Raw genomic sequence first — 25,545 nt, forward strand, 5'->3', positions numbered from 1 at the left:
TTGGCAGTTGGCAGGATGAGACGTTTGCAATAAATATCCATGTTTAGCAATCATGGGAACTTTTAAAGATCTCACGGTATATAAAAAGGCTTTTGCGCAGGCAATGGAAATCTTTCATATCAGCAAAGAATTTCCACCGGAAGAGAAGTATTCCCTAACAGACCAGATAAGAAGATCTTCTCGTAGTATTTGTGTGAATTTGGCTGAAGCATACAGGAAGCGACAATATGAAGCCCATTTTGTCAGCAAACTATCTGACTGTGATGCTGAAAACAGTGAAACGCAGGTTTGGTTAGACTTCGCACATGCCAGCCACTATATCAACAACGAAACCTACCAAAAGCTGTATTTGTCAACGGAGGAAATTGGTCGCTTGTTGAATGACATGCTGGCTAATCCTAAAAAGTATATCGGCTTCCTGTCAAAAAAATAATTGGCAGTTACCAGTTCGCAAGGCAGCCTCCATCCCTCGCAAATTGCAAACCCTCACAGCTGCCCCACCGCAAACTGCAAATTGCAAACTGCCAACTAGCTATCACCCCCTGCAAACTGCAAACCGCAAATTGCCAACTGCAAACTAGCTACACCCCCTGCAAACTGCTAACTGCAAACCGCAAACTGAAATGGAAACCACCATCATCGAACCCAACCGCCGCAGCCGCACCTACCTGCGAGACCTCTGGCAGTACCGCGACCTGATGGTCTTGTTTGTGAAACGCGACTTCACCGCCCGGTACAAACAAACCCTGCTGGGGCCCCTCTGGCACCTCATACAACCGGCCCTCACCACTGCCATGAGTGTGCTGCTCTTCAATGTGGTAGCGGGCATTGGTACAAATGGCGTCAACCCCGTGCTGTTTCAAATGAGCGGCATCGTTATCTGGAGCTATTTTGCCGCCTGCCTCACCAATACCAGCAACACCTTCATTGCCAATGCCGGCATTTTCGGCAAAGTGTATTTCCCCCGACTGGTAAGCCCCATCAGCGTGGTCATCAGCCAGCTCATCCAGTTCGGCATCCAGCTCTTCCTGCTCATCTGTGTGATGCTCTACTTCCATTGGATAGCACCCACTGGTCAACCTGCCAACCCGTCAACTTACCAACTTACCAACTGGCTCCTCATCCCCATAGTCCTGCTCCTCATGGCCGGCATGGGCCTTGGCCTCGGCATCATCATCAGCAGCATCACCACCAAGTACCGCGACTTCACCGTGCTCATTGGCTTTGGCGTACAACTGCTCATGTTTGCCAGTGCGGTCAACTATCCGCTGAGTGCCCTCGACAACATGCAGACCACCCATCCGTGGGTATACCAACTGGTACAATACAATCCGCTGGCGGCCCTTGTGGAGCTGTTTCGCAACAGCATCCTCGGTGCCGAAGTACAATACTGGCAACTGGCCTACAGCAGCGCCTGGATGCTGGTGCTCCTCTTCATCGGCATGCGCCTCTTTAGCCGGGTAGAAAAGACGTTTATGGATACTGTGTAGATACCCTCACCCCCGCCTCTCCCTAAAGGGCGAGGAGCCTCAATAAATTGCACAGTTGATAGTAAAACTCATCAACCCTTCAACCTTCCAACTAACTCGTGAACTCGTAAACACTGGAACTCGTCAACTCCAAAAACCATGCCCCTCCTCCGCACCCTACGCTTCATTGCCACACAGCATGCCTTCAGCCGCCGACGGCCGGCACAGGCACTGTTGCGGTTTGTGCAGTGGCAATGGCATGCAAGACTCAGGGCTACGCCCAAGCTGGTACCCTGGACCAACAACAGCCAGCTCTGGCTGGCACCGGGCCTGCGGGGTGCCACCGGCAACCACTACTGTGGCCTGCATGAATTCGAAGACATGTCTTTTTTGCTGCACCTGCTGCGGCCACAAGACAGCTTTGCCGATATTGGGGCCAACACCGGCACCTACAGCATACTGGCCGCTGCACAAATAGGTGCCCGTGTGTATAGCTTCGAACCCGTGCCGGCAGCCCTGCATTGGTTGCAGCAAAACATCAACGCCAACCAGGTGCAACAACAGGTTACCATCATCCCCAAAGCAGTGAGCAACCAAACGGGTGAAGTGCATTTTACCAGCCACCTCGATGCCATGAACCATGTGCTCGACAACGCTGAGGCCCACAGCATAGCGGTACCCTGCACCACGCTGGACGAAGCCCTGCAAGAGGCAACTCCTTTGCTCCTGAAAATAGATGTAGAGGGCAACGAGCACCGGGTACTGCAAGGCGCCGAAAAATTATTGTCATCCCCCGGCCTTAAGGCCATGATTATAGAAACCACCCACCAGCCCTTTCGGCCACCACACCCGCAAACCACGCATGAGTGGTTGCTGCAACAAGGCTTTGCTGCCTACACCTACGCCCCCTACACCCGCCAACTCATACCACTGGCCACACCCCACCACCACAACACCCTCTACCTCCGCGACATTCCCTTCATCGAACAACGCCTGCAATCTGCAGCGCCTTTCGGGCTCTGGGGCAGGAACATTTAGAATAGATGATGAAAGACTAAAAACATTGTATGCAACCCTACATACATCATCAATTAGAACATGATTTGAGGTATCCGACTATCATGGTACCCATTATCCTGGAACTACTGAACCCAAAGTCGGTAATTGACGTAGGTTGTGGTCCTGGGAACTTTTTGAAGGTATTTCAGGATTTAGGCATCGATGATGTATTTGGAGTTGATGGATCGTGGGTACAAGAAGATACCCTGTATGTTGATAAGCAGAATTTTAATGCAATTGATTTGACAGCTGGATTTGATGTCAAGAGAAAATTTGACATCGCATTGTGCTTAGAAGTAGCAGAGCATTTACCTGAGAAAAGTGCAAACGCTTTAGTATCAAGTCTGTGCCAGCACACTGATATGATTGTTTTTTCTGCTGCTGTACCGTTACAAGGAGGACAAAATCACATCAATGAACAGCCTTTTTCTTATTGGAGAGAGAAGTTTGAACACCTTGGATATCACTGGATTGATTGCTTCAGACCATTGCTTTGGGAAATTCCTGAACTGGCGTGGTGGTACAAACAAAATACATTCCTTATTGCTAAAAATCCGACTCAATTGAACCTGAAACGTTTGAATGATAATCTTTCCAATGCCGTTCAAATTCATCCTGACTTATTTCAGGAAAGGGATACTAGACTAAACAGTCAGTTAAGCCATTACAGAGAACTTTATGATGCCGTTTTAGAAGGTAAGTTTCAAACCAGCACGTACTTAAAATGCATACGCAAACATATTATGAGAAAACTAAAACTCATCAAATGAAAATTTGCATTTTAATACTGGCACATAAAAACCCTCAACAACTAAAACGTTTAGTAGCAAGGTTGCATGCTGAGCACTATGAGGTATTGGTTCATGTTGATTTAAAAGCCCGAGAAATTTTTGAGCCATTTGAAAGCTATATGTTTTCAACTACAGCAGTATACTGGGGAGGCTACAGTACTGTAAAAGCAACGCTGGAGTTGTTTGATAAAGCAATGACCTTAAATGCCGATTACTATTTCCTGATTTCTGGTCAAGATTATCCTTTACAAACCCGAAAAGAAATAGAGAGGCAGATTGATACTTCTAAAATTCTAATGTCATATGACCCTTTGCCCATTAAAGGGTTAGGCTTAAATGACGGACTGGAACGCTACAGGATTTTCCATTTTCAGGACACCGGAAAGTGGGTGCCACCCTTTCCATCTTTTTTAACTAGACTTAAACGTCGCCTTGGCATCAACAGAAAGTTTTTAAAAGGAAAAAAGCCATTTGTTGGAAGCCAATGGTTTGGGGCCTCGAAAGAAGTGTTGGCTTTTTTGTTACAAGAAACTGAACAGTACGAATGGTATTTTAAATACGTTATGCTAAGCGATGAGATGACATTTCACACTATTCTAGCCAATAGTGATTACGCAATCAAAGTCACCAACAATAATTTTCGAAAAATCGCTTGGGACAGGCCTGGGCCTAAACCCTATGTTTGGCAAACCAGCAATTTGGAAGAATTGATTACATCCGATGCATTCTTTGCAAGGAAGTTTGACTGCGAGAACAATTTTGAAATCTTTGACGCAATAGACAGTCACACGTTTCAACCCAAAAACTGATAAACGCTGGAACGCTCAAACTCTGGAACCTGTGAACTTGTAAACTCGTGAACAGTTAAACCTCCCCCCTTTGTCCGCCCCCATCATACAAGTAGACAACCTCAGCAAGCAATACCGCCTCGGGCAGGTAGGCACCGGCACCATCAAAGACGATGTGAAACGCTGGTGGCACCGCATCCGGGGTAAAGAAGATCCCTTTTTGACCATTGGCGACAGCAACGACCGCAGTCAAAAGGGAAACAGTGAATACATTTGGGCCCTCAAAAACATCAACTTTAGCGTACAGCCCGGCGAAGTGCTCGGCATCATTGGCCGCAACGGCGCCGGCAAAAGCACCCTGCTCAAACTGCTGAGCCGGGTCACCGAACCCACTACCGGCCGCATTGCCATGCGGGGCAGGGTAGCCAGTCTGCTCGAAGTAGGCACCGGCTTTCACCCCGACCTTACCGGCCGCGAAAACATCTACCTCAACGGGGCCATCCTCGGCATGACCAAAAAGAAATCACCCGCAAGTTTGATGAAATCGTTGACTTTGCCGGGGTAGAACGCTACATCGACACCCCTGTAAAACGCTACAGCAGCGGCATGCACGTTCGCCTCGGCTTTGCAGTAGCCGCCCACCTCGAACCCGAGATTTTGATTGTAGATGAAGTGCTGGCCGTAGGCGATGCTGAGTTCCAGAAAAAATGCCTCGGCAAAATGAAATCCGTGAGCACCAACGAGGGCCGGACCGTGCTGTTTGTGAGCCATAACATGGAAGCCATCAGCAACCTCTGCACCCGTGCCCTGCTCATAGAGCATGGTACACTTACCGCCAGCGGTCTGCCGGCAGACATGGTACGCCTGCACCTGAAACATGAAAGCACCGCCGCTGCATACCAGCGGGTTACTCCTGTACCCACAAACAGCTCCGCTATTCTGCACATCCACGTACTCAACCAGCAAGGCCAAAACAGCGCCGTGTTTGATTATACCGAACCCGTCAGCATTCGCTTTGCCCTGCAGCTGGCCGCAGATGCCGCCAATGCCAACCTGTTTGTAACCTTCCTCGACGACCGCAAACGCCGCATCTTTTCCTGCGAATCGGCCAGCCTGCAACAGGAATGCACCCTTACCATACCCGGAGGCATTTTTACCCGTGGGCAATACAGCATACAAGCATTTATCAACGTACCCAAAGTAAAAGCCATCGATGAAGTAGAAGATGCCTGTGCCTTCAGCATCATCGACCATCACTCGCCCATGGCCAAACATGGTGGCTACGATTACGGCAGCGTCTTTGTGCCCCATCAATGGCAGTAGCATTTCCGGCAAGCATGAATCAGCCATCTCAGCGTTTTCCCGGCCTCGATCGTTGCGCAGCATCGCCATTTTGTTGGTAGTACTGGAGCATGGCACCTACTTCGATTTTGGCCGCCGCCCCAACCGCTACGATGCGCAGTTCTTCCTCAATGGCGTTGAACTGTTTTTTGTGCTGTCCGGCTTTTTAATTGGCCGCATCCTCATCCGCCAGATGCAACAGAGCAATCAACCCGCCACCATGCTCCGCCACTTTTGGATTCGCCGCTGGCTGCGCACCTTGCCGCTGTATTTTGCGGCCTTGCTGGCCAATGTATGGTTGGTATACGCCGGTTGGATGGTGGGCAATACCGATACCATTTCGTGGCGCTTTTTGCTGTTTCTGCAAAACTTTCGCTGGTACTTCAACGGTTTTTTTATGGAGAGCTGGAGCCTGGCAGTAGAAGAGTGGTTTTACCTCCTGTTTCCTATTGGCTTACTGCTCCTCCGAAAAGTCTTTTCGTTTCCAAAAGCCTTTCTGATGGCCGCAGCGGGCATGCTGCTGTTTGCAGTAGGGTACCGCTGGCATATTAGCCCACTGGTCACCAATGCCGAGCAGTGGGACATGCTGCTGCGCAAACTGGTATTGTGCCGCCTCGATGCGCTGATGGTGGGCTGCCTGCTGGCCTGGGCCTGGGAAAATCATGCCATTTGGCTTACCCGCTTTCGGTGGCCGCTTTTTGTGGTGGGGCTACTGGTGTATCTCTCTGTGCTGGTCATACCCGGGTTCCCCAACAGCAGTTATTTCCGGCTGGCCTACCTGAGTGTAAACGCCATGGCCATTGGTGGCATGCTGCCCCTCTTCGCCTGCCTGCCTGCTATCGGCACCTGGCCACAATCCATCATTGGCTTCATCAGCAAAATATCCTATTCCATGTACCTGGTGCATGCCATGGTGCTGGGCCTCATGCTGCACAACCCCCTACTCAACACCGGTCATTACTGGCTCAACCTGCTGCTGTACAGCACTGCCACCATTGGCATTGCCAGCATCACCTACCGCTGTATAGAAAAACCGGTATTGCAATACCGCGACAAACACTTTGCCGCTTAACCGCACCGCTTCATCATGCTACCCCTTCAACACATAAAAAACAGCCTCAAAGCCTTGGCAGGATTATCCAATAGTCCGTATGCAGAAGGCGATATCAGCCGCTACACCCTATCGGCTACCGACCAGGAAAGGCTCAGCAACGAGCACAGCTTTGCGCAGGGCACCGTGCCGCTGGCGGGCATCAGCACCCGCTACACCCACGGCGCCAGCATGCTGCACAGCTGGCAGGAAATATTTGCCGACGAAGTGTACCGCTTTATACCCAACAACAGCAAACCATACATCATCGACGGTGGTGCCAACATCGGGCTGAGTACCCTCTACTTTGCCCTCCGGCATCCGCAAAGCCGCATAGATGCCTACGAAGCCGACCCCCGCATATTTGAGGTGTTGCAGCAAAACATAGCCGCCCACCGCCCACAACTGAAGGCCAGCATACAGCTGCACCAGCAGGCACTGTGGCATAGCAATACGCAACTTACCTTTCACGAAGAAGGAGCCTTGGCAGGCTCTGTAGTGGGCGACTTTGGCCGTACCGGCAAAACCCAAACCGTACCTGCCATCAACATGGGCCAGCTGCTGCAGCAGCCGGTAGATTTTTTTGAAACTGGACATAGAAGGAGCGGAAAATGAACTGCTACCCACCCTGCAGCCCGCCCTGCCCAACATTGATTACCTGTTTGTAGAATACCACAGCCTGCAGGAGCAGCCGCAGCAACTGGGCCAGCTCCTGCTCATGCTCAGCAACGCCGGCTTCCGCTACCACATCCGCGAAGCCGCCCGGCTGGCCCCGCACCCCATGGTAGAAAAACTGACTATCCGTCGCCTATTCGATATGCAACTCAACATTTGGTGTTACCGGCCATAAATCCGCATCCGTGACTACCCCCGGCATTTCCATAGCCTTGTGTACCTACAACGGTGCCCAATTTCTCGATCAGCAATTGGCTTCGCTGTTTGGCCAAACCCTGCCGCCCAACGAAATAGTGATATGCGACGACGGCAGTACCGACAATACCATTGCTATTGTACAGCAATGGCAACAGCAACAGCCCGGCATTATCCGGCTCTATCAAAATGCCAGCAACCTGGGCTTTGGCCTCAACTTTAAACAGGCCATTGAATACTGCACCCAAGACATCATTTTTTTATCGGATCAGGGACGATGTGTGGCTGCCCGAAAAAATAGCGGTGATGAGCAGCTGGCTGCAGGCACATCCCCACTGCAATGGCTTGTTTTGCAACGGCCTGTTGATGGATGAGCACAACCAGATACAGCCCACCACCATTTGGGATGCTACCTATGGCCATGCTTCACTCAGCCACGAACTGCCACCGGCACATTTCTTTCCCTGGTTGTGCTTCAACAACAATTTCATCATTGGTGCTTCCATGGCCATTCGCCGTTCAGCTGTACCGGACATATTCAACAGCTGGCTGCCCGATGAGCCCTGGCACGATTTCATTATTGCCCTCAAGCTGAGCCTCAACGGTACATTGGCTGCTACCGACGCACAGCTCATGTATTACCGCCAGCACAGCAGCCAAACCTGTGGCCTGCAGGGCCATTTTCAGCGCAGCCATACCATTGCCTTTGCCCGCCAGTGCTGGCAGCAGCAATGGCAGGGGCTCGATATGCAAGAAGTGGTCCGCTACTTTGCCTTTGGCCTCTCCAATATGGAACGCTACCGCCTGTTACTCGTAAAGACGACCAAAGAACAGACACAGTTTCAACAGGCCTATGCCATAGCATTGGCCAAACTAAAACTAGCCACCCAACAATGGCTGGCACCCATGCCCTGGTGGAGCCGCAAAAAGAAACTGCTAAAGCATTACCTCAAAGGCGGTGAATACCTGCGTACCAACTTCACCGACGTATTAAGCATGTAAACATGCAACCTGCTCCACACCACAACAATTTCGATTTCATCAGGCTGCTGCTGGCATCCTTTGTCATCATTACCCACAGCTATGCATTGCTAGGATTGCCAGAGCATGATGGGTTGTGGCAATGGAGTGGGGGCAACGTGGCGTTTTCTACACTCGGTGTCAATGGATTTTTTATTGTATCGGGGTACCTGGTATGCCAAAGCCTGGAAAGGTCGGCCAGCATAGCCAGTTATCTCCGCAAAAGAGCCTTGCGCATTTTTCCCGGCTTACTGCTGGCCCTGCTATTTTCATGGGCGCTGGCCTGGCTGCATTTCAATGGTCCGGGGTTGCAGTTTTTAGCGCAAGCCGATAGCTGGACTTTTATACCCCGAAACATGCTCTTGCTCTGGCCGCAATACAGCATTGAAGGCAGCTTTCAAGAACTGCCCGCAGCACACCGTGGCGAAATCAACGGCTCACTCTGGACCCTGGGCTACGAATGGCTGATGTACCTCTGCCTTCTGCCACTGTTCTGGATTCGAAGGGCCGCATGGCGCAAGGTTGTTCCTCCAATCATCATTATAGGGTTGCTTGCACTCATGTATACCGACAACCACTGGCGCCTGCCGCAGTGGGGCAGTATACAGCTGAGTAAACTCACCAGCCTTGGTACCTATTTTTTGGCAGGTGCCAGCCTGCATGTACTGGGTTTTGGCAAACGCCTCAAATGGCTGCACCTATTGATAACAATTGGTTTATTGATGGCGTCCATTCACTTTCACCAATACTTTATTATGCAATACCTGTTGTGGCCGGTAATCATCATCGGCATAGCACAGCAGCCCGCCTGGCGCCTTACCCGCTTCATACAGCAACGGGGCGATCTATCATACGGCATCTACCTGCTGGCATTTCCGGTACAGCAAACACTGGTTAGCCAATGGCCCAACCTTACACCAGGTATGCTGGCCGGCTTGAGCTGGCTGCTGGTACTGCCACTGGCTTATGCCAGCTGGCACCTGGTAGAAAAGCCCGCCCTCCGCTGGAAACAGCCTGCCATACAGCAGCAATTCAAACCCCTTACAAGCAACGCATGAACGAACTGGTAACCATCGTTATCCCTTGCTATATGCAGGCGCAATACCTGCAGGAAGCCATCGACTCGGTACGGGCACAAACCTATCCGCATTGGGAATGCATTGTTGTAAACGATGCCAGCCCCGACCATACGGCCGCCGTGGCCGATGCAGCCGCTACGACAGACAGCCGCATACGGGTGATACACAAACCGCACAATGAAGGACTGGCTGCTGCCAGAAATACAGGAATTAGCCATGCGAATGGCATGTTCATCCTTCCATTAGACGCTGACGACTTGATTCACCCTGAATACCTTCAAAAATCATTGGCTGTATTCTATAACAATTCTGCCGTAAAGGTTGTGTACACTGATGTATGGACATTCGGAGATCAAAGCAGAGAGGTTTGCAGACCAGAAATCAACATGAATGAATTATGTCATCATAATCTTTTTCAACCAACTGCGCTTTTTAAAAAATCAGACTTTCAAAAAACGGACGGATACAGGAAGAATGTGTATGGGTATGAAGATTGGGATATGTGGTTACAGCTAATTGAAAAACCAGCACATGCCCATAGAATAAAGGAACATTTATTTGGGGTAAGGGTAAAACAGCAAAGCATGATTATCGAACTGGTATCCGATGCAGAAAAGGAAAGAACGGTGAGGAGAAATGTGATGCACAATAACCTGGCAAGAGTTCGTCAATGGGCTCCCGAGTTGCTTTCACAACAGCATAGCAGTTTTTTCTTTAAAATCCTGAAAAGAATAAAGTCAGTGATACGATGATTGCCGTTGGATTTTTAGTAGCCTACGACTTTGAATACTTGAAATATGCTTTGCCAAGTATTTATGCAGCGGCAGATAAAATAATACTTGCTATTGACTTGAATCGAAATACACTGACTGGCGAAAAATTTCACTTTGATGACAGTTTTAAGCAATGGGTGCAACATGAAGATGTAAATAGCAAAATTGAATGGCTGGAAAAACCATTTTACCAAACTGGTCAGTCTCCTCTGGAAACAATTATGTACATGCGGAATCAACTACTAGATGCAATGCGTCCGGCAGACTGGTACATTCAAATTGATGCTGATGAATATTTTTTAGATTTCTCAAGCTTCGTAAATGAATTACAGAGATTACCCTGTAATTCAGGGCCAACAGTGGTGTACTGTTATTGGAAAACAATATTTAAAAAATTAGGCCACCAATATTTACTCATTGCCGGAAACCCTGAGGCATTTCCTGTTGCAACAAATCGACCATTTAATACAAGTGAGCGAAATATTGATAACGCTGAAAAAATACAATGCAAGCAATTTGTATTGCACCAAAGCTGGGCAAGGTCAGAGCAAGAAATTGCCAAAAAAATAAACAGCTGGAGCCATGCGCAAGACTTTGATACAGTAGATTTTTTCCATCGTTGGCAAGCAGTAAATGGTTGGAACTATAAACTGTACCGTTACTTCCATCCGCTGCATGCACCCATATGGCCCTATCTCGAAAGAGTACAAGCCGACTCTATACCGGCACTCATTGAGCATTACCGGCACCAGCCGCCTGTAGAGCAGCCCCTGCCCGCCTTATCGTGGCCACAGAAAGTACTCAAGAAAATATTGGGCATCTAAACTTGGCAGCTACCCCCTGCATATCGGTCATTGTTCCCTTTTATAACCACGCTGCATTTGTGCAACGCCGCATAGAAAGCCTGCTGGCGCAAACGGCCGGCCGGCTCGAACTCATTTTGCTGGATGATGCCAGCACGGACAACACAGACAGCCTGCTGCGCCAATGGGAGCATCATCCTGCGGTACAATGTGTTTGCATCAATACCCACAACAGCGGCTCGCCCTTTTTGCAATGGCAGCGGGGCCTGCAACTGGCCCGGCAAGAATGGGTATGGATAGCTGAAGGCGATGACTATTGCGACCCTGACTTTATACAAGCCTTGCTACCCGCCCTTACCGAGCCCCGCTGTGTGCTGGCCTACAACGAAGTACGCTGGGTAAATGAGCACGACGAACTGCTGAAAGCCAGCCAGCCACAGCCCGCCCGCTGGTACAGCGGCCGCGAATTTTTGGCCCGCCACATGATGCTGCAAGACCATTTGGTCAACTCGGGTATGCTGCTCTTTCGACGGTCGGCCCTGCAGGGTTTGCCCCACCGCTGGACGGAAATGAAACAAGCCGGCGACTACCTGCTGTGGGTACAAATAGCCGCCCAAGGCAAGGTTTATGCCAGTGGCACAGAGCAGGCCGCCTTTGTACGCCATAGCCAAAGCCTGAGCCTGCAACAGCTTGGAAGTTTAACTCACTTAAACGAAAGCATTGAGGTGCAAGACGAGATTGTAAAACACTTCCCCGCCTTTATATCCATACACAGAAAATACATTTTACAACAGCTCATTCAGACAGAGACAGGTAAAAATGGTATGCAATTAGAAGAGTATGCAAATAGAATCAAATTCTGGCAAGCAATCGCCCAACAAAGAGGCGGTGGATTCAAATTAGTGCATATAAGACTACTGGCATTTACTGCCAAATTCTTTCACACATTGAGAAAGTATCTTAGACAAGAATCATGAAGTCTTTAATAAAAAAGCTTACGATCAGGGTAGCTCCGAAATGGTTGAAAAAAATCATTACTCATGATTTCAAACAACAAGAGGGAATAGAATTTGGTTACTACCATACATCCTATTCACAACAAGGAGAAGATTTGCACTTAAAACGCTTTTTTGAAAATAAACAAAATGGATTCTATGTAGATATCGGCGCATTTCATCCACATTACTTTTCAAATACTCAAATCTTTTACCACAATGGATGGAGTGGCATCAACATCGAACCAAATCCTGAACAGTTTAAACTTTTCACAGAGTTTCGCAAAAGGGATCTCAATTTGAACGTTGCTGTAGGAGACAATTCAGATTCACTAACCTACTATCGTTTTAATATGCCCGCTTTAAATGGGTTTGACAAAAGAAACGTAGCGCAATGGCAGCAAAAGGAAGGCTTTCAATTGATTGATACTTTGAACATACCCACATATTCGTTATCAGCTATTCTAGAAAAACACCTGCCTGCGGGGCAACAAATAGATTTTATGACTGTTGATACTGAAGGCTGGGATTTGAAAGTTTTACAGAGTAATAATTGGGAGAAATTCAGACCTACAGTTATCGTTGTAGAAACTGAATTGAAAGCTGATGAACCACCCTCTCGAAATTCAATCTTTCAATTAATGACATCTGTTGACTATTCTCTTTGGTGTATCACCGGAGGTTCATGGTTATTCAAAAACAATGTGAAGTTTTAGGCTGCTATAGCTTACAATTTCACCAGCTAAATTGTACATAAATCCCAATGACAGCAGAGCAATATTGTTGCTGATATATGGCTATAGCTGATTCGAACCGTTACAATTATTGAACCACACAATGTCAGTAGCCACCCCTGTTTTACTCATCCTCTTCAACCGGCCCGATACCACGGCCCGGGTATGGGAAGCTATACGGGCAGCACAGCCGCCTGTGTTGCTCATAGCGGCCGATGCGGCCCGCCACCCCGGGGAGGAGGCACAGGTGCAGGCAGCCCGGGCTATTACCGAACAGGTAGACTGGCCTTGCACCGTACACCGCCGCTATGCCAGTACCAACCAGGGCTGCAAGTGGGGGCCGTACAATGCCATCAGCTGGGGTTTTGAACTGGTAGCAGCAATGATTATCCTGGAAGATGATTGCCTGCCACATCCCGATTTTTTCCGCTTTTGCGACAGCATGTTGGAGCGGTACCGTAATCACCCACAGGTAATGCATATCAGTGGCAGCAGCTTTGCTGCACCAGCTGGTACATATAGCTATCAGTTTAGCCGCTTCACCTTTGTGTGGGGCTGGTGCACTACCCGGCAGGCATGGTCAGCCATGGACATTGCCATGGAGCAATGGCCCCAACTGCGCCAGCAAGGCTGGTTGCGCCGCTTTTTTACCGACCCGCACGATGTACAATACTGGCAGGCACAGTTCGACAATGTACAGCACCAGCAGGCCAGCATCTGGGATTATCAATGGACATTTTCCATTTGGCAAGCCGGTGGCTTGTGCATTTATCCTGCGGTAAACCTGGTGAGCAATATTGGTTTTGGCAGCGGCGCTACCCATACGCATCAAGAAGATTCGTGGCTGGCCAACCGAGCCTTACAGGCATTAGGCACCCTGGTGCACCCTTCTGACATTCGCATCAACCAGCAAGCCGACCAATGGCTGATGCGACATGTATATGCGCCCAAACCACCTTCGTTATGGCAACGCCTGCTCCGCAAACTGCAATCACCATTCAACCGCTAAGCTATTCATGTCCTTGCCCTCTGTAGCTGTTGTTATTCCATTTTTCCGCAGCGAACCCCTCTGGTACGAGCAGGTAGCCATTCAACAGGCTATTGCAATATTGGGGCAATACCCGCACCTGGTGGTAGCACCGGCTTCATTATCGCTCAGCCATTTGCAGCACTGGTATGCACATCACCCTGCCGGCTTTAGCTGCATCCGGGTGGCCGACCACTATTTTGAAAGCACCGCCTCGTACAACCGACTGATGCTGGATGCGGGATTTTATCATCACCTGAGCGACTATCGGTACCACCTTATTTACCAAACCGACGCATACATTTTTCGGGATGAACTGGCCCATTGGTGCCAGCAAGGCTTTGACTATGTAGGAGCCCCCTGGCTGGATTGGATACATGCCGCCTATCAGGCCAAAAACCAGAACCGCTGGAACCAACTGCTGTGGCGGCTGGGCAAGCGGCGGTTTGATGCCGTAGGCAATGGTGGCTTTTCTTTGCGCCATACCCAACACCTGCAGCAGGTGCTGCAGCGGCTGCAACCGCAGGCTGCAGCCTACCGCCACAACGAAGATTTCTTTTTGCCTTTGAAACGGCCCGGCTGGGCCAACCCTTACACATACCTGGCGTACAGCAGGCACTGTCATTTGCCTTTGATGAACGGCCCGAACTGGCCTGGCAAATGAACCAGCATCAGCTGCCCATGGGCTGCCACGGCTGGCACCGGCACCTGCCTTTTTGGAAAGCCTTCATACCCGAACTGGCCCAACACGCATGAAACACACGGCCCTGATATTGGCACACCGCTACCCCCGCCAGCTGAACCGGTTGGTACAGCGGTTGCAGCAGTTGCACATAACCCCATTGGTACATGTAGATGCGAAGCAACGGGCAATGACTGCTGCCTTGGAGCATCCGTACATCAGCTGCTACAAAGTGAATTGGGGCGGCTACTCCACTGTAGCGGCTTTTGAGCTATTGCTAAAAAATGCGGTGGCACAGCGGGCCGATTATTACTCTCTCATTTCTGGTCAGTGTTATCCATTGATGAGCAGGCACAGCATGGAAGCTACACTCAGCAGCGGGCTCAACTATCTGGAATATTATGCCCTGCCATTTGCCAATTGGTCGGGCCATGGCGGGCTCGACCGTTACGCCTACCTGCATTTTCCCGACCTGCCCTATCCACGCCTCCGCGATTACCTGCGCCAGGCACAAATACGCTTGGGCTATCGCCGGCAATGGCCAACGGGTATTCAGCCCTATGGTGGTTCGGATTGGTTTACCATTACGCATACAGCAGCCGAATACCTGCTGCTGCAAATGCCCAAATGGAAACGATTTTTCCGCTATACGCTGCTACCCAGCGAAGCCATGGTGCATACCATTTTGCTGAACTCGCCGCTGGCCCACACGGTGGCCAACAATAACCTGCGGATGATTGAATGGCACAGAGGGCCGGAGCATCCCCGCACCTGGCGCCACGAAGACCTGCCTTTGCTGCTGCAAAGTGGCAAATGTTTCGGCAGGAAATTTGAGGCAGTACAAGACATGTCTTTATTGGATGCCATAGACAAAGCAGTTGACAAGGCAGCATAAAATACTTAGCAATACAAAGCAATACTTGTGGGAATTATCCGATTTATTTTAGCCATTTCAGTTGTATTAGCACATGCAGGCCCACTGCTTGGGAATAGCCTTGTTGGAGGCCAATTAGCTGTTCAAGCATTTTACATTATATCGGGCTTTTACATGGCACTAATACTAAACGAAAAGTATGTGTCAGGAAACCGTGGATATAAAATATTCATAGTAAATAGAGCACTGCGATTGTTTCCAATTTATTGGTTCATACTCTTCGCCACATTACTCTATTCATTGGCTATTGGATTCAATAATAATGGTGCGTTTTTCCCACTACTGGATATATACATTCATCATTTTTCTGAACTGGGATGGTTAGCATCAGGCTTGTTGATTTTTTCGAATTTTTTCATCCTGTTTCAAGACTTGATTTTATTTCTTGGCGTGCATATCGATACAGGCCAATTGTTTTTCACCAGTGATTTCTTGAATACCAGTCCTATACTTCACAAGTTTGTACTTATTCCGCAAGCATGGACTTTGAGCTTAGAGTTACTGTTTTATTTGATTGCGCCATTTATTGTCAGAAAAAAACTGATGGTGATTATTTCTCTCCTTTTGATATCTGCATTCATTAAGTATACGCTGCACATTTGGGGCTTAGAGAAAGACCCTTGGTCATACAGATTCTTTCCTGCAGAACTTATGTTTTTTTTACTGGGAACACTTGCTTATAGGGTGATATTTATTAAAATCGCTGGCAAAAGACAGTATAAAATTCTGTCTTTATCTATGTTAACGTTATTACTATCAGCTACTTTCTTTTATAATCAAATTGCTTTACCTGGTAAATCAGCCCTTTATTTGACGCTGATATTCCTTACCCTTCCGTTTGCTTTTACATTTACCAAAAACATTTCTCTTGATCGATACATTGGAGAGCTTTCATATCCAATTTACATTTCTCATATGCTCGTCCTTACGGTATGCTATGCGCTACATCTGGAAAGTTTGGGAACTATCAGTTTGTTTGCTGTTATTCTTTCCATCTTGCTTTCCATTTTCATGAATGAAACAATCGGCAAAAGAATAGAACGTATTAGACAATCCCGAATACCGGGTTGATTGCTGATAAATAATGATTATTACCAAACTACAAGGAGGCCTGGGCAACCAAATGTTTCAGTATGCCATGGGGTTTGCCTTGGCCCGGCACATGGATGTGCCGTTGTACTACGATAGCAGTTGGTTCAATGAAAGTTTCGACCCCGCAATTGTTACGCCACGCAGTTTTGCCCTCGATATTTTCCGGCTGAGCGGGCAGCCCGCCGATGCCGCCATGGTAAAACAATTTTTTCCTACCCCGCATTGGCCGGATAAAATATGGCACCGCCTCAAACGCATATTGGGTACCGAAGCACTGTTGTACGAACAACAGCCGGGATACGACAAAATCATACTCGCCAAAGCCCGGAAAAACAGCTACCTGCAAGGGTACTGGCAAAGCGCTGCCTATTTTTCGAATGTAGAACTGGCGCTACGTCAAGAGTTTCAATTTGTGGAGCAGGCAGCATCGCCATACACTGCACAGATAGCAGCAGCTGCACTTCCCGTGGCCATCCATGTACGCCGTGGCGACTATGCCCACAACGCCGCCACACAAAGCATCCACGGTTTGCTGACGCCGGCGTATTATCAACAAGGCATTGCCCTGCTGCAACAAGCACTGGGGAATGGCATCGATTGGTTTATTTTTTCGGACGACCCTACCTGGTGTTCAGCTGCATTTGCGTCACTGCCCAATCATACCATCGTAGATAGCAGCAGCTACCCGCATTGGTACGATATGCAATTGATGAGCACCTGCAAACACCACATCATTGCCAACAGCAGCTACAGCTGGTGGGGTGCCTGGCTGGCGGCACATGCTACACAGCTGGTGGTGGCCCCGGCACAATGGTGTGCTACAATGCAAGCCATTCCACAGCACATGCATCCTGCACATTGGGAAACAATATGATTGGTGGTTTGATACATAGCCTCACCCAACACCTAGCCCGAAAAAAGCGAGGAACAAAATTGTTTGAGTACCTGCATTATTTATCACTTGAAGGATTGAATGTTGGCAATTCAAGGCCTGCTTCTGAAAACGGAGAGCAGCATTTAATTCAGATGCTATCAAAGCAATTTGCCACTATCGACTCGCCTGTTGTATTTGATGTTGGCGCCAATCGCGGCGACTATAGTCAGCTGGTGCTGAACTTCATGCCGAACTGCAAACTATATGCATTTGAGCCCATTCCTGAATTGAACACTCAGCTGAAACAACGGTTTGAGTTAGCAGCAAACATGCAAATACATCCACTCTTGGTGAGCAACCAGGTTGGCCAACAAGCTTTTTTCCAACGTCATGACCAGAATGCTTTGTCCAGTGTATACAACCGCTATCACAACAATGAGCCAACCAAGCAATCTGTCATCACGGTCAATACTATTATCATTGATGCGTTTTGTTCTGCTAACAAGATTAGAGAGATTCATTTTCTCAAAATCGATGCTGAAGGTCACGACCTATTTGTATTGCAGGGTGCTAAAGAAATGTTGGCTGCCAAAAAAATACACCACATTCAGTTCGAATTTGGCGGCAGCAATATAGACTCCCGTACCTATATGCGTGATTTTTTTGAGTTGCTTTCAGATGACTTCCAAATCAGCAGGGTAATGGAAGATGGATTAGCGCCGTTAAACAATTACCATGAAAGTCTGGAAATATTTTCAGCAGCCAATTATTATGCTCAACTAAAAGATACATGAATACGCTTCCACTTATTTCTGTAGTAATGCCCTGCTACAATGCTGCTGCCTTTATAGAAGACAGCATTCGCAGTGTGCTGCAACAAACGTACGCACAGTGGGAACTCATCATAATCAATGACGGCAGTACAGATGAAACGGCGCAGCGCATCTCAGCTTTTTCCGACAACCGCATACGACTCATCCAGCTGAATCATAACCACGGGATTGCCTATTGCAGAAACTTGGGCATACAGGAAGCAAAGGGAAAATATATCTGCTGGCTGGATGCCGACGACATTGCCCTTCCACAACGGTTGGCCATACAGGTGCAGGCTTTCGAATTGAATACCGATTTGGTGTTGTGCGCAGGTGCAGCACACCAGTTGCATGATGGAACTACTTCTGCATCGGCACATTACGAACCAGCATCTTCTGCAGTGTTGAAAGCCCGATTGTTTTTCGCATTTCCATTTACCAACTCCAGTATTGCCCTCCGTGCTTCAGCCGTACTATCACTACAAACCTTTACACAAACCTATAAGCAAGCAGAAGACTACATTTTGTATTGCAGACTTGTACAATCTGGTGAGTTCGTATTACTCAATCAGCCACTGGTACTATATCGCATTCACCAAAGTGATAATCGCATCACCAGCGACAACAACAATGCAGACATTGTACAGGGCAGAATGATTGCCTGGCGGCTACTGCTAGCACAATTGCAATTGCAAACCACCGATGAAGTGCTGTTGTTACACGATAAAATCACATACTACCGTAACCGAATTACGGCTTCAGATACTGCACACTACAGTAGCTACATTCAGCTGCTGTGCAGCATGCAGCAACGCAATGCCGCTGCAAATGTATTTGACAGGCCAACTTTTGATGCAGAAATAGCCGGCAGAATTTACAGCACACTGATCCTTGCGCATGTACCCGTTTGGGCTGCATTTAGGCAAGCATACCAACACCGTAATATCTTGGGTATAGCTACCAGTATGAAGCTATGCCTGAATAAAATGCGGCGCTGGTTGTTGCGCATGCAATAACTTTTTCCTACCCACTCTAATTCCCTATGCACCTCCTCCTCCTTACCGATAGTTTTCCCAACCAAAACGGGGCCGGCATCAGCCAAACCCTGTACAACCTGCTGGAGGGTTGGCAACATCCCTGCACCGTGCTCTTACCCCGGCACGAAGCGGCTCCTGTAGATGGCCGCCTGCCAGTGCAGCAGCTCCGCTATGCCGATGGGCCCTGGCAACCGCTTCACAACCGCCTCGGCAAATGGCTCAACCCCTGGCTGCAACGGAAACGCCTGGGCTGGCTGAGCCAACAGGGTCTGGAAAGCATCCGGACATCGCTGCCCCCCGCACAGGAATCGTTGGTACTGGTAAGCACCACCGTACCCGAAAAACTCATGGCCGCCTATTGGCTGCAACAGCAGGGCTACACCGTCGTGCCTTACTTTATGGACGACTGGATGGCCGACAACCGCCTGCAATGGAAAGGCTACAACCTGCAGCAGTTGGTACAGCAATTGTTGCAGCAGGCACCCGCCTGGCTCATGATCGGCCGCCAGCTGGCACACACCCTCCGCCACCGCTACAACCTCCTCCCCAAACCCACCCTCATCATCCACAATCCGGCACCCCAGGTGCAGTTGATAGATGACAGTTGGCTCCCGATAGCAATCGGGATGGCAGGAGAAGAGAATGACTTACTAAGCCAACCACAAACCACAAACCACAAACTGCCTTCCCACCATCAACCACCAACCACCAACTACCAACCACCAACCACCAACCACCAACTCATATACGCCGGCTCCATCTGGCCCATGCATGCCGATGCCCTGATTGCCGTGGCCAAAGCCATTCACCTGCTGCAGGCACAGGGGCAAACAGCCTATCAACTCACCATTTATACCAGCGAAGCACATTGGGCGCAATACCGCTTGCAGCTCACGGGCCCCGGAGTGCAGTACGGCGGCTGGAAGCCCTACCACGAAATACATGCCCCGCTGCAACAAGCCTGGTTGCTGGTATGCACCGCTAGTTTTGCGGAGGCACACCAGGCCTATAGCCGCAGCAGTGTGCAAACCAAACTCACCGACTATATGGCCTGTGGCAAGCCCATCTTGTTTGTAGGTCCTGCCGATGCCGCCAGCGGCGCCTTTGTAGAAGATTACGACTTGGGCTTTACGCTGGCCACGCAGGTACCGGCAGATATAGCCGAACGCTTGCAGGCCATTGCCCGCATGCCCGAACAATACCACCGCAAGCAGCTCAACTCCCTGCACGAAGCCCACACCCGCTTCAGTAAGGCTGAGGTACAACAGGAACTGTATGCGTTTTTGAAAAAGATTCCTTCCCGGCTGTAGATAGCCTGCCCCGCCATTAGCGGGGGTGCCCTTCAGGGCGGGGTGTCTTCTCCCCCTCTTTCGGAGGGGGTGCCCTTCAGGGCGGGGGAGGTCAAACGATAAATGACCACGAAATAACCTCACCCACCCCTCAAAACCGGTTCTATGCCTGCTGGTTCCCTTCCCCTCCACAGGAGGGGAGTTGTGAAACAGGTCGCTTCAAATCAGCGAAAACTTCCCCCCTCCTTGGGAGGGGGTGCCCTTCAGGGCGGGGGAGGTCAAACAATAAATGACCACGAAATCACCTCACCCACCCCTCAAAACCGGTTCTATGCATGCTGGTTCCCTTCCCCTCCACAGGAGGGGAGTTGTGAAACCGGCACTACTTGCCAACGTTAACTTTACCCCCCTCTTTCGGAGGGGGTGCCCTTCAGGGCGGGGGAGGTCAAACAACCCCCAACCCTCCCCCTAACATCCAACATCTACCATCTGTCATCTACCCCAACCATACTCTTCGTTTGCACCGGTCTTGGCGGTGTGCACCGTGGCTTTGAAACACACATCCACGACCTGGCCACTGTGTGTATGCAGGCCCCCAATCGCCGTTTCAACGTGGCAGTCGCCTCCGCATACAATGTGCCCAACAGCACATACCCACACAAAAAGTTGTTGGCCATTTCCCGAAACAACAGGTGGTTACAACACCTCACCAGCAACCTCCACACCCAATTCCATACCGAGCAACTCAGCATATTATTGCCGCTGTTGCTGCACATCCATCGTATCAAACCCCGCGTAGTGTATTTAGGCGAATACCAATTGTATTGCTGGTTGTACAAATGGCGCCAGCTGTTTGGCGGGCAATGGCAACTATGCCTCCACACAGGTGGCCAGGCTATGCCCGGTCTGTTTGTACCAGGCAAAGACTGGGTGCACCATGTAACCGACCGTTTTGTAGCATCCTGCCGGCAGCAGGGCTTTCCCGATACACATCAATTTGTTTTGCCACACCTCATCACCGAACAACAACCCGTTGTGTCGGCTGCACTCGCCAACGTTCAGGCGGCAGCCCATGCACCCATTGTGCTCAGTGTTGGCTCCCTCGACGAATCAGTTAAAGGCATGCTATCGCTCCTGAAAGCTTTGGCGCAATGCGGCAAGCCTGTTTATCCAATATTGCTGGGAGAAGCCTCACCAGAAACACCAGCCATCGAACAATATTTACAACAACATTTTGGCAATGCTTACTACCTCGGAAAAGCCACACAACCAGAATTAGCTGCCTGGTACCAGACAGCCGATTTGTTGGTGTCCAACAGCAAAGCAGAGTCATTTGGTTTGGTCATGCTGGAAGCCATGCTGCAGGGTACGCCTGTCATTTGCCATCCATGGCCAGGGGCTCGTTGGGTATTTCAAGATTATGCTGCCTACTTTACTTCATCAGATATCGTAGGCATTGCGCAAACCATCTCCCAACATGTACAGCGAAAAAACCCGGCCATCTCTGCAGAACTACGCACCTATGTGCAACTCCGGTTTGGCACATCATTGGCAGCACAATACATCACACAACTCAACAAGATGCTCACGGCATGAAATACGGTCCCTCTTTTTGGAAACGCCAATTCCGGATGGCCAAACGCAAGCCAGCAGTTGCATGGCTACGGCACCAGCTGTGGTCGGAAGAGGTAAGCATCATCAGCAATGATTGTTTCGGCGGCGAGTATTACCGCCTGCTACAGTTGCCTTACAACACACCCTTCGTGGGGCTGATGCTCATGGCACCTTGTTACATCAAACTGTTACAGCACTTTGATGAGTATATGGAACAACCGCTTCATTTTGTAAACGAGTCCAAATACCCATCTCTCAATGTCCAACGCCAAGCCAATTCTTATCCCATAGGCATGCTCAACGATGTAGAGATTCATTTTCTGCATTATCACAATGCCGAAGAAGCAGCAACTAAATGGAAACGACGTTGCCAACGCATCAACAAACAGAACATGCTGATCAAGTTTGCAGGTGAAAAGATTTTGCAACAGATGAACATTATACAGCGTTCAGCAAGCTGTCGTTCAGCAAAAAAATCAGTCTGGGTACCATGCCCCGGCCTGCAACAGAATCCTGCTATCACCTGATACCAGGCCTTACTTTTGATGGGGCCGCAGCATTTCATGTGGCACTAAAACACCTGTATCTCCCGGCACTCATCCGCACAGGAAAAGGATATCCTGAAAACGATTGGCAAAAATGGCTCACCCGCTGGATAGCGTGGAGCCTGCGCTGACATGAATACGACTTATGCCTGTTCAATATTCAATTGTCATCCCAACATACAAACGCAACCACCAGCTGGCACTATGCCTGCAACGCTTGCAGCCAGCGGCACAATCGCTGGAGGCAAGTTTGTATGAGGTGATTGTAACAGATGATGCAGCCGATGCTGCAACGGAACAGTTATTGCTCACTCAATTTCCCTGGGCCACATATACTGCCGGACCGCACAGAGGACCAGCGGCTAACCGCAACCATGGCGCCAGTTTGGCCATCGGGGAGTGGCTCGTATTTACCGATGACGATTGCCTGCCCGATGCGCAATGGTTGCAGGCCTATGCCGACGCCATTGAATTGCATCCCGATTGCAAAGCTTTTGAAGGCGCCATCCTGCCCGACGATTGGGCGCTACTTAAAAAGACATGGCCGAATGCCCCGTCAACACCGAAGGCGGTTGCTTTTGGAGTGCCAATATCATGGTGGCCCATTCGCTGTTTCAAGAACTGGGTGGCTTCGACGAACAGTTTGCCATTGCCGCACAGGAAGACCAGGATTTACAATGGCGCATTCAACAACATCACGACATTGTATTTGTGCAGTCGGCAACAGTGGTACATCCGGTGAGGAGGATTTCATTGCGTAATAAACTCAGTGCTATTCCCGCTGGTATATCAAATTGGTGGAAGTTTTCGCTGAAAAAACAATCTCGCTATATGGCTCTGATGTCTGGTATACAAAGCCAGTTTGCTGCCTGCATTGCCAATCTCAAAGCCAGAAAATGGCAGTCAGCTGTCTTAAATATAATTACGCTTTTACTACTATTGCCAACACTTCTATTTCACTCCAAGCACAAATAATGGCTTCTAGAACATTCCAATGGATTTCAAGTACTGACCCACAAAACAAACTGCAACTGGAGCAGCTGCACCAGCGCATGATGCAGTTTTATGCAAATGAATCAACGAGAGATGGCTATCAGGTACTCATTCCAACTAGCGAAAACACAACTCCAGCCGACCCTGTTTCAATTGCCTTTCTTCATTGGTTTCAACAACAACAATTTTCAAACATCATTGAAGTCGGTTGTGGCAATGGCAGAACCTTTAACTACTTACAACACCTGATGGCAAATGCTACCTATACAGGCATAGAAGTAGATGAGCAGTCAATAACAAGAAATCAACAACGATGGCCACACCAACGATGGATACAGTCAGATGCTTATACATTGCCTGTGCCAGAAGAATCTGCTGACCTCATTTTTTCCATGTACGTTCTAGAACACTTGGTTTACCCCAAAAAAGCCTTAGACCTGATGTATCAAAAACTCAAACCTGGTGGCATACTGGCATTGGTATTTCCCGATTTTACATGTACCAAGCGGTTGCCTTCGCAACAATTGGGACTGAGTTTGCTGCAGTCTGCAAAACAAAAGTTTCAAAAGCTTAAGTTGATAGATGCGTTTATCAGCTTGTATGATAGTAAAATCAGATTACAAAAAGCATTAAAAGAAATAACAAAGCAGCCCGGGATGTTCATGGTCAATACAGCTCCTAACTGTTTAGTTGCCGACAACAAACAAGTTTGGCCCGATTATGACGCAGTATACATTGCTCATAAAATGGAAATAGCACATTGGGCAACCCAACATAATGCAAGTATTGATTTTCCGATGGGAAAGGGTAAACCCTTTGATGAACATAGTTTTATTATTATAGAAAAACAGCCTGAGAATGACTGAATCTAAAGCAAGCATTCCAATCGTAGTACTTACTCCCACAAAAAACGAAGCGTGGATTATCAAATATTTTTTAGAGGCCACGTTAAATTTTGCCCACCACATTATTATTGCGGACCAGAATAGTACCGACGAAACCGTAAGCATTTGTAATGAGTATAGCAATGTTACTGTCATCAAGAACGAAAGCGATAAATATGATGAAGCCTACAGACAAATGTTGTTGCTTGATACTGCTAGGAAAATGTTTCCTGGAGATAAAATAATATTTGCTTTAGATGCAGATGAAATTATTTCTGCAGATAGTATTGACGCTGCCGCATGGATTGATTTAAAAAAACAAAAACCTGGTACGGTCTTTTATTTTGAAAAGCCAGAACTATATATCAATACCACTCAAACCATTAGGTACTATCACAGGTATTACCCTCTCGCTTTTATAGATGATGACACTATCTCACATCATCCGAAAGCAGTTCATAGTATTCGCATTCCAACATCAATTGCTCAACCAAAAGTTGAAATTGATACTATAAAGTTTTTACATGTAGCATACTTACGACCGAAAACACAAAGGGCTAAATACAGATTTTATGCAGTGCAAGAAAACATGTTAAATACTAGCCCTTGGTACAGAAGACGAAGAAGGTACAGAAATGGAAATCATTTGCTTCATTGGGAGGTTGTTGAAAACGCACCAAATGAATGGTTCAAATATGAAAGTCAAATTAAAATTGATTTAAGTGAAATTTCCGATCCAGAAATAAGTTGGTATGATTTAGCAATCAAAGAAGCCTTTGAAAAATATGGTACTCGAAAGTTCTGGTTAGATGATATTTGGGATCAAGAATGGCAAACCATATTTAAATCATCACCCCGAATAAAAAATCCGCCGAAATTTTTGACTTCTCTGTTGAAGTTTACCGACAAGTTCAACAAATAACCGCTACATATGCAATGCCACGCTTGTA

The 25,545-nt window shown here is 48.5% G+C and carries 29 protein-coding genes and 1 pseudogene; all 30 read left to right on the plus strand.

Annotated elements, in window-relative coordinates; all coding sequences use genetic code 11:
• Positions 1 to 52 precede the first annotated feature (52 nt).
• The 30 genes and pseudogenes from GLV81_RS17655 (at position 53) to GLV81_RS17800 (ending at position 25,517) form a co-directional block, all read left to right on the plus strand.
• Positions 53 to 433 carry a four helix bundle protein gene (locus GLV81_RS17655; RefSeq protein ID WP_157480145.1) on the plus strand — a complete coding sequence of 127 codons (381 nt, stop codon included), beginning with the start codon at positions 53 to 55 and terminating at the stop codon, positions 431 to 433.
• A 190-nt stretch (positions 434 to 623) separates the two neighbouring features.
• Positions 624 to 1,490, plus strand: a complete 867-nt coding sequence (locus tag GLV81_RS17660) for an ABC transporter permease (protein ID WP_157480147.1) — start codon at positions 624 to 626, stop codon at positions 1,488 to 1,490.
• Positions 1,491 to 1,628: 138 nt separating this feature from the next.
• Complete coding sequence (locus GLV81_RS17665; protein ID WP_157480149.1) at positions 1,629 to 2,507, plus strand: FkbM family methyltransferase; 879 nt, start codon at positions 1,629 to 1,631, stop codon at positions 2,505 to 2,507.
• 83 nt (positions 2,508 to 2,590) lie between these two features.
• A complete protein-coding gene (locus GLV81_RS17670) occupies positions 2,591 to 3,298 on the plus strand; it encodes a class I SAM-dependent methyltransferase (protein WP_197428724.1) in 708 nt (235 codons plus the stop codon).
• A complete protein-coding gene (locus GLV81_RS17675; RefSeq protein WP_197428725.1) occupies positions 3,295 to 4,128 on the plus strand; it encodes a beta-1,6-N-acetylglucosaminyltransferase in 834 nt (277 codons plus the stop codon). The genes GLV81_RS17670 and GLV81_RS17675 overlap by 4 nt, the downstream gene beginning before the upstream one ends.
• Positions 4,129 to 4,198: 70 nt before the next feature.
• Complete coding sequence (locus GLV81_RS20830; protein WP_157480155.1) at positions 4,199 to 4,672, plus strand: ABC transporter ATP-binding protein; 474 nt, start codon at positions 4,199 to 4,201, stop codon at positions 4,670 to 4,672.
• A gap of 41 nt (positions 4,673 to 4,713) precedes the next feature.
• Complete coding sequence (locus GLV81_RS20835; RefSeq protein ID WP_157480156.1) at positions 4,714 to 5,430, plus strand: Wzt carbohydrate-binding domain-containing protein; 717 nt, start codon at positions 4,714 to 4,716, stop codon at positions 5,428 to 5,430.
• On the plus strand, positions 5,381 to 6,520 hold the full coding sequence (locus GLV81_RS17690; protein ID WP_197428726.1) for an acyltransferase family protein: 1,140 nt from the start codon (positions 5,381 to 5,383) through the stop codon (positions 6,518 to 6,520). Before GLV81_RS20835 ends, GLV81_RS17690 begins: the two co-directional genes overlap by 50 nt.
• 15 nt (positions 6,521 to 6,535) lie before the next feature.
• Positions 6,536 to 7,153, plus strand: a complete 618-nt coding sequence (locus GLV81_RS17695) for an FkbM family methyltransferase (protein ID WP_157480159.1) — start codon at positions 6,536 to 6,538, stop codon at positions 7,151 to 7,153.
• Complete coding sequence (locus GLV81_RS17700; protein ID WP_197428727.1) at positions 7,122 to 7,388, plus strand: FkbM family methyltransferase; 267 nt, start codon at positions 7,122 to 7,124, stop codon at positions 7,386 to 7,388. The genes GLV81_RS17695 and GLV81_RS17700 overlap by 32 nt, the downstream gene beginning before the upstream one ends.
• A 10-nt stretch (positions 7,389 to 7,398) precedes the next feature.
• Positions 7,399 to 7,782, plus strand: a complete 384-nt coding sequence (locus GLV81_RS17705) for a glycosyltransferase (protein ID WP_197428728.1) — start codon at positions 7,399 to 7,401, stop codon at positions 7,780 to 7,782.
• Positions 7,715 to 8,410 carry a glycosyltransferase family protein gene (locus GLV81_RS17710; protein ID WP_157480164.1) on the plus strand — a complete coding sequence of 232 codons (696 nt, stop codon included), beginning with the start codon at positions 7,715 to 7,717 and terminating at the stop codon, positions 8,408 to 8,410. The genes GLV81_RS17705 and GLV81_RS17710 overlap by 68 nt, the downstream gene beginning before the upstream one ends.
• Positions 8,411 to 8,412: 2 nt before the next feature.
• A complete protein-coding gene (locus GLV81_RS17715) occupies positions 8,413 to 9,486 on the plus strand; it encodes an acyltransferase family protein (RefSeq protein WP_157480166.1) in 1,074 nt (357 codons plus the stop codon).
• The gene (locus GLV81_RS17720) at positions 9,483 to 10,259 is read left to right on the plus strand and encodes a glycosyltransferase family 2 protein (RefSeq protein ID WP_197428729.1); all 777 of its coding nucleotides are present in this window, start codon (positions 9,483 to 9,485) and stop codon (positions 10,257 to 10,259) included. The genes GLV81_RS17715 and GLV81_RS17720 overlap by 4 nt, the downstream gene beginning before the upstream one ends.
• Positions 10,256 to 11,104 carry a hypothetical protein gene (locus tag GLV81_RS17725; protein ID WP_157480170.1) on the plus strand — a complete coding sequence of 283 codons (849 nt, stop codon included), beginning with the start codon at positions 10,256 to 10,258 and terminating at the stop codon, positions 11,102 to 11,104. Before GLV81_RS17720 ends, GLV81_RS17725 begins: the two co-directional genes overlap by 4 nt.
• Entirely contained in the window at positions 11,065 to 12,060 is a 996-nt protein-coding gene (locus GLV81_RS17730; RefSeq protein WP_281350734.1) for a glycosyltransferase family 2 protein, read from the plus strand. The genes GLV81_RS17725 and GLV81_RS17730 overlap by 40 nt, the downstream gene beginning before the upstream one ends.
• Positions 12,057 to 12,794 carry an FkbM family methyltransferase gene (locus GLV81_RS17735; RefSeq protein ID WP_157480174.1) on the plus strand — a complete coding sequence of 246 codons (738 nt, stop codon included), beginning with the start codon at positions 12,057 to 12,059 and terminating at the stop codon, positions 12,792 to 12,794. The genes GLV81_RS17730 and GLV81_RS17735 overlap by 4 nt, the downstream gene beginning before the upstream one ends.
• Before the next feature lie 121 nt (positions 12,795 to 12,915).
• A complete protein-coding gene (locus tag GLV81_RS17740; RefSeq protein ID WP_157480176.1) occupies positions 12,916 to 13,821 on the plus strand; it encodes a glycosyltransferase family 2 protein in 906 nt (301 codons plus the stop codon).
• Positions 13,822 to 14,068: 247 nt separating this feature from the next.
• Positions 14,069 to 14,595, plus strand: a pseudogene (locus GLV81_RS21805) (DUF5672 family protein).
• Complete coding sequence (locus GLV81_RS17750; RefSeq protein ID WP_157480180.1) at positions 14,592 to 15,416, plus strand: beta-1,6-N-acetylglucosaminyltransferase; 825 nt, start codon at positions 14,592 to 14,594, stop codon at positions 15,414 to 15,416. Before GLV81_RS21805 ends, GLV81_RS17750 begins: the two are co-directional and overlap by 4 nt.
• A gap of 27 nt (positions 15,417 to 15,443) precedes the next feature.
• On the plus strand, positions 15,444 to 16,526 hold the full coding sequence (locus GLV81_RS17755) for an acyltransferase family protein (protein ID WP_197428731.1): 1,083 nt from the start codon (positions 15,444 to 15,446) through the stop codon (positions 16,524 to 16,526).
• A gap of 13 nt (positions 16,527 to 16,539) precedes the next feature.
• Entirely contained in the window at positions 16,540 to 17,421 is an 882-nt protein-coding gene (locus GLV81_RS17760) for an alpha-1,2-fucosyltransferase (RefSeq protein ID WP_157480184.1), read from the plus strand.
• Positions 17,418 to 18,215: an FkbM family methyltransferase gene (locus GLV81_RS17765; protein WP_197428732.1), complete on the plus strand. Its 798-nt coding sequence runs from the start codon at positions 17,418 to 17,420 to the stop codon at positions 18,213 to 18,215. The genes GLV81_RS17760 and GLV81_RS17765 overlap by 4 nt, the downstream gene beginning before the upstream one ends.
• A complete protein-coding gene (locus GLV81_RS17770) occupies positions 18,212 to 19,249 on the plus strand; it encodes a glycosyltransferase family 2 protein (RefSeq protein ID WP_157480188.1) in 1,038 nt (345 codons plus the stop codon). Before GLV81_RS17765 ends, GLV81_RS17770 begins: the two co-directional genes overlap by 4 nt.
• Before the next feature lie 26 nt (positions 19,250 to 19,275).
• Positions 19,276 to 20,580, plus strand: coding sequence for a glycosyltransferase (locus GLV81_RS17775; protein WP_157480190.1), 1,305 nt, complete (start codon positions 19,276 to 19,278; stop codon positions 20,578 to 20,580).
• Between the two features lie 516 nt (positions 20,581 to 21,096).
• A complete protein-coding gene (locus tag GLV81_RS17780) occupies positions 21,097 to 22,155 on the plus strand; it encodes a glycosyltransferase family 4 protein (RefSeq protein WP_157480192.1) in 1,059 nt (352 codons plus the stop codon).
• A complete protein-coding gene (locus GLV81_RS17785; RefSeq protein WP_197428733.1) occupies positions 22,152 to 22,700 on the plus strand; it encodes a DUF1919 domain-containing protein in 549 nt (182 codons plus the stop codon). Before GLV81_RS17780 ends, GLV81_RS17785 begins: the two co-directional genes overlap by 4 nt.
• A 163-nt stretch (positions 22,701 to 22,863) precedes the next feature.
• Positions 22,864 to 23,460 (plus strand): glycosyltransferase family 2 protein, encoded by a 597-nt coding sequence (locus GLV81_RS17790; protein WP_157480196.1) that lies wholly within the window; start codon positions 22,864 to 22,866, stop codon positions 23,458 to 23,460.
• A gap of 55 nt (positions 23,461 to 23,515) precedes the next feature.
• Positions 23,516 to 24,577 carry a class I SAM-dependent methyltransferase gene (locus GLV81_RS17795; RefSeq protein WP_157480198.1) on the plus strand — a complete coding sequence of 354 codons (1,062 nt, stop codon included), beginning with the start codon at positions 23,516 to 23,518 and terminating at the stop codon, positions 24,575 to 24,577.
• Entirely contained in the window at positions 24,570 to 25,517 is a 948-nt protein-coding gene (locus GLV81_RS17800; RefSeq protein WP_157480200.1) for a glycosyltransferase family 2 protein, read from the plus strand. Before GLV81_RS17795 ends, GLV81_RS17800 begins: the two co-directional genes overlap by 8 nt.
• Positions 25,518 to 25,545 lie beyond the last annotated feature (28 nt).

It is taken from the genome of Phnomibacter ginsenosidimutans, assembly GCF_009740285.1.
Classification (GTDB): Bacteria; Bacteroidota; Bacteroidia; order Chitinophagales; family Chitinophagaceae; genus Phnomibacter; species Phnomibacter ginsenosidimutans.